Here is a 5,328-nt window from a genome sequence, read left to right on the forward strand (position 1 = left end):
AGACTTTAGACTTTAGACTTTAGACTTTAGACTTTAGACTTTAGACTTTAGACTTCGGAACTCACTCTACCATTTCCTGTAATTTTTCAAAGGAATCTATCCACATAATTTTGTGGACAAAATCTGAAAGAGAATCGCTTTGCTCTCGAAGGGCGCGCACTGCAGGACCAACGGGATCTGCACCTGCCGCACCGCCTGGCACGTCTGCATAGGCGCCGTAAAAAGCGAAATAAGCCTGATTTAGCTTACGGATGGCGTAGCCGTGATTCCAAAAAATCTGACGACGGTATTCCATATATGCTTCGGCTTCATCGGTACTTCCCTCTGCCAAAAGTTCATCCACATGTAGGCGTGTTTTATGCATCTCAGCCCGATATTCAAAAGGTGGTGGAAAAAAATTGGGGCCGAGAGGTCCCTCAGAAAACGAGAGCAAATCAACAGGAGGATGCTCACGAGCAAGATGTTCGGGATAATATCGCTCAAGCACAATCCGCCCTACTTCACTGCCCACGATCGAAGCAACTGTTTCATTGATCGTCCGCAGCTCAGGCGTAGTCCCGTAATTTGCACCGAGCAAATGCCAGGAAAGATAATTATGCATCCACTCATGCGCGATCGTGTCTACAATCCAGGGCAAGTTTGTCGAGCGCATCCCCATGGTCGGATAGATCCCAATTCCACCCACCGGTACAACGAGCGCAGAAAACTCAAGATCGGTGGCAATACTTTCTTCCAGTGCATCCTGTTCGTCTACGGGAAAATCAGCGAGGAGAGAGATGTTTTCATCTTGACGAATCGTATCTCTGGGAGAAATGATCAATGCCATTGGCAAGGGAGAGATATGATACAGAGGACCGGGCAGGGGTTGCCCACCAGTAGTCAGGCCGGCTTCCGCTAAAACAGCACTGATCTGTCCCTCAAGAACGGATTCGGCAAAGGGTGCCAATTGACGTTGTTCCGCATAAAGAGCTTCAAGGCGTGCCCGCAAATCTGCTGAAGATGCTTCTGGGTCGACGATCTCCGGATTGGCATAGAGTTGGTCCAATTCATATTCTGTCTGTAAGACTCGCTCCATTTGGCGGAGATAGTCCATGACAATCTCTTTTTGAGTTGGACGATCAATATAACCAGGGCTTCCCAACGCAGCTTGCTGAAGTTTAATCCAGGAGGCATTTGCCACCCAACGAAAATAATTATATTTAATGCCCCGCGTATAATCGCTAAACTGATCAATCTCGGCATCAGGCAGCGTTGCACTCGCACTGAGCATGAAAACCCAGATCGAGCTGAAAACAAGGTAAGTAGAAATCTGGAATATTTTCTTAAGCATTGATGAGATTATAGTCCACCCTCACCCGCCCTCCCCCATTTTTTATAAAAATGAGGGAGGCAATGATTATTCGTAGCGCAAGGCTTCAACCGGGACCAGGTTCGCAGCACGATTTGCGGGGTAAATCCCAAAGAAAAGACCAATCACTGTTGAGAATATCGTAGCAAGCAACACAGCACCAAGACTGACAATGGGATCAAAATCGGTACCAGAGTTTGCGGAAATTAATCCGACAATCGCACCAATTGCCCACCCAAGAAAGATACCGATAATCCCTCCAACCAGGCTAAGGAGAGATGATTCTGTCAGGAACTGGATCAGAATATCCCGCTTGCGCGCGCCAAGTGCCTTGCGCAAACCGATCTCCCGCGTACGTTCCGTAACTGAGACAAGCATGATATTCATAATCCCGATCCCGCCAACGAGAAGAGAGATTGCAGCGATCCCGCCAATAAAGGTTGTCAGGATTCCGGTAATCGAGGAGGCCGTATCCACCATGTCCTGTTGAGAAAAGATAGTAAAATCATTTTCCCCAATTGCATTCCGATGTCGCTGAGAGATGATCTGTGAAATCTCTTCCTCCGCTTCCAGAACCGAATCCGCGTCTACGGCTTGAACAAAAATAACGTCCACTCTATCGGCTGGGCTGCGACGGAGAATACGGGCCTGAGCGGTGCTGAATGGAACAAGAACCTCATTATCCTGACTGCCCATCATGCCGCCACCGCGTTCTTCAAGAATACCGATCACGCGAAAAGGCTGTCCCTCTACACGGACAGTTTCTCCGATAAGACCAAAGCGACGGCCAAAAAGGGTATCGGCAACTTCGACACCCAATAGAATAACTGAAGCACGCCCCAGGATATGTTCTTCCGTAATTTCTTCTCCTTCTATAACTGTATAATTACGCACAGGAAAATATGCGGGGGTTATACCGGTTAAGGTGACCGTACTTACTTCTCCACCATGAGAAACTTCGGCATTCCCCTGTAAAACAGGGGCAACGGCCTGAATGGAGGGCGCAAAAAAGGAGTCGTCAAGCGCGTCCACATCACCCATGGTGAGGGGTTCCGGGTTACGAATGGATTCGTCCTCGCCACCGCTGAAAACAAAGAGCAGATTTGTACCGATTCCGCTAAGAGAGCCGAGAATGGTATCTTGCGCTCCTGCGCCAAGTGCCAACATGGCGATAACCGCACCGACACCAATGACGATACCCAGCATGGTGAGGCCTGAGCGCATTTTATTGCCATTCAGACTTTCGAGGGCTTCGATTACTGCTCGCCAGATATTCATGCTGCCACCTCTTTTCGAATACGTCCATCATGAAGACGGATAATGCGTTGAGCTTGCGCAGCAATTTTTCGATCGTGGGTAATGATAATTAGCGTTGTTCCGCTTTCCTTGTTTAGATTGAGGAGCAAATCCATGATCTCCTGGCCTACCTTTGAGTCGAGATTACCCGTAGGCTCATCTGCCATGATAATGGCAGGATCGTTGACCAAAGCACGTGCGATAGCTACGCGCTGTTGTTGACCGCCGGAAAGTTCGGCGGGGCGATGGTCAATCCGGTCGGAAAGTCCCACCGATTCGAGGGCAAGGCGCGCTTTTTCTTTACGCCCACTGGTAATGCCCGAGTAGCGAAGAGGCAATTCAACGTTTGACAAAGCCGTGGAGCGCGGCAGCAAGTTAAAACTCTGGAAGACAAACCCGACCTTTCGGTTTCGAATATCCGCGAGCTGATCGTCATCCAGGTCTGCAACAATCTCACCATCCAGAATATACTCACCACTGGTGGGCTGATCGAGACAACCCAGCGTATTCATTAAGGTGGACTTCCCGGAGCCGGATGCGCCCATAATTGCGACGACTTCTCCGCGTTTGATCTCCAATGACACGCCGCACAGCGCATGGACTTCCACTAAGCCCATCTTATAAACCTTCGTCAAATCGTGAGTAACAATGACATTATCATCCATTTTTCTTAATTCCTTCCCTGACCTGAACCAGGAGGCCCGCCGCCCATATCAAAATTGCTTGGGGGATTGAGAATGATCAGATCGCCCTCTTCCAAATCATTGGAGGCAAGAACACTCATTGCCTCTGCAGAGGCCCCAAGCCGTATTTCGACCATTTCAGGCATACCATCCTTGAGAATATAAACTACGCGATTGCCATCCACCAGGCGAACTGCCCGGTTGGGGATAAGAATTGTGTCTTCAATTTCTTTGACAACGATATTGACGGCTGCGGTCATGCCAGGACGGACAAGCTCGTCTGCGTCGATCAATTCGACCGTCACGATAAAGTTGACAGCACCTTGAACTTCATTACCGATTTGTCCAACTTTGATGACTTCGCCATGATATTCTTCTTCCAAAATCGCGTCGAAAGAAAGGGCAACTACCTGCCCGATGCTAACCCTATTTATATCCACTTCAGAGAGCTCTACATCTACCAGAAGGTGACTTAGGTCATCAATCCGGAATCCAAGTGTTCCTGCAGAAACCTGATCCCCAGGCATGATATCAATTTGCGTAACCGTGCTCTCAAAAGGAGCTGTCAATCGTGCCAAATTCATGGTCGCTTGCGCCGCATCTATCTGAGCTTGAGCAGCGGTTACATCGGATTTGTGTGGGCCTTCCGATACACGTTCCCAGGCACGCAGGGCATCGTCATATTTTGCTTGCGCCAAAGCAAGATCTTGATCCGATTTCTCTTTAGTCTCATCATCTGCCTCATCGACTTTTATAGTTTTCAAAGTGGGGAATCTTTTTCCGTTAATTGTTTGATATCTGATCTCTTCAAATTCATAGGGATCATTTAACGAATTACGGTAATCCTGCGCCTTTTCCAAAACATCTTCCGCATTACGTAAATCAACTCGAGCCTGTGCACCAGCCGTTCCTGATTGAAGGAGATCATCCATATTTTTTTCTGCGCTAACCAGATCTGATTGCGCCATAATAATATTCTGAGACAATGAGGTTCTTTCCAGAGAAGCCAGGATGGCACCTGCAGTTACTTCGTCACCGACATTTACATTTACATTATCAACAGTCCCACTTGTTTGCCAGTTTAACAATGCGCTCTGATTTGAACGCACGGTTCCAGTAGCGCCAACTGTAGCGGTTAAATTACCACGTTCAATTTCCACTGTTTGATATTCGCTACTGGCTACATTTTTCGCATTTGCATTAATTGTCACAAAAGCTCCAACAGCAACAATAGTTACTACAATGATAATGATCCAGGTTTTTTTACTCAACTTCTTCATTCTTAACGCCTCCAAAAAGCATATTAATTTATTCTGTAAAACAAATCTAGCAGTTATTGTACCCAAAGCGCTCTTATTCTCTCATGAACCCGTGAAGAAAATATGAAGATTTTTCATTGTATACAATCACCGCTCATGAAATTGCATTCAAAAATGAATTTTCTTTATAAAAAATATGAGCGCAATTCCTTTTTTTTTTAATCAAAGCGTATTATACGCTTACTTTTGAAAATTTTTATATGCGTTCTATAATAAATTATCCCTGTTCTTCCCAATTTCGATTATGCACCTCCTTGCCCATAAACAGCATACTTTGTTGCAAGATTCAATAAATTTGTGACAAAATAGCTTAATTAAACATATATTACTGCGCAATTTGCGTTCATTCATCTTATACTGCTTTTTGTTAAAAAATGAACAACTATACTTCTAATCCACGTAGGCCCACTTCTTCCCTTGCAACCGGAAGTATTTTTGACAAAATCAACCCTCTCCCCACGCTACATTCTCAACTATTGATATTCAGATAAACAGTTTTTGAGCGTCCCGCAGGTTTATGTTGCTTTAAAATCTGAATCACGTGAACCTGCGGGACGTTTTATGTAGATAAAATTAACCAACTTAAGTGAACATCAATAACAATAGCAAAATAGGGTTACAAGTAGAGGCAACAGGATATTAAGGTTTATGCCATCCTATTTCTCACATTTTGAACATGACC

General features: G+C 45.9%; 4 protein-coding genes. All 4 read right to left on the minus strand.

Features of this window, described 5'->3' with window-relative positions; genetic code table 11:
• Positions 1-61 precede the first annotated feature (61 nt).
• The gene (locus AC3DOM_RS11465) at positions 62-1,330 is read right to left on the minus strand and encodes a hypothetical protein (RefSeq protein WP_487919181.1); all 1,269 of its coding nucleotides are present in this window, start codon (positions 1,328-1,330) and stop codon (positions 62-64) included.
• A 66-nt stretch (positions 1,331-1,396) separates the two neighbouring features.
• On the minus strand, positions 1,397-2,626 hold the full coding sequence (locus tag AC3DOM_RS11470; protein WP_487919182.1) for an ABC transporter permease: 1,230 nt from the start codon (positions 2,624-2,626) through the stop codon (positions 1,397-1,399).
• A complete protein-coding gene (locus AC3DOM_RS11475) occupies positions 2,623-3,309 on the minus strand; it encodes an ABC transporter ATP-binding protein (protein WP_487919183.1) in 687 nt (228 codons plus the stop codon). The genes AC3DOM_RS11470 and AC3DOM_RS11475 overlap by 4 nt, the downstream gene beginning before the upstream one ends.
• A gap of 5 nt (positions 3,310-3,314) precedes the next feature.
• On the minus strand, positions 3,315-4,598 hold the full coding sequence (locus AC3DOM_RS11480; RefSeq protein ID WP_487919184.1) for an efflux RND transporter periplasmic adaptor subunit: 1,284 nt from the start codon (positions 4,596-4,598) through the stop codon (positions 3,315-3,317).
• Positions 4,599-5,328 lie beyond the last annotated feature (730 nt).

The sequence above is a fragment of the Candidatus Desulfolinea nitratireducens genome, from assembly GCF_982879505.1.

Coding starts and splice junctions, on each gene's coding strand:
- AC3DOM_RS11465 (WP_487919181.1), bottom strand. CDS start 1,330: ATGCTTAAGAAAATATTCCAGATTTCTACTTACCTTGTTTTCAGCTCG.
- AC3DOM_RS11475 (WP_487919183.1), bottom strand. CDS start 3,309: ATGGATGATAATGTCATTGTTACTCACGATTTGACGAAGGTTTATAAG.
- AC3DOM_RS11470 (WP_487919182.1), bottom strand. CDS start 2,626: ATGAATATCTGGCGAGCAGTAATCGAAGCCCTCGAAAGTCTGAATGGC.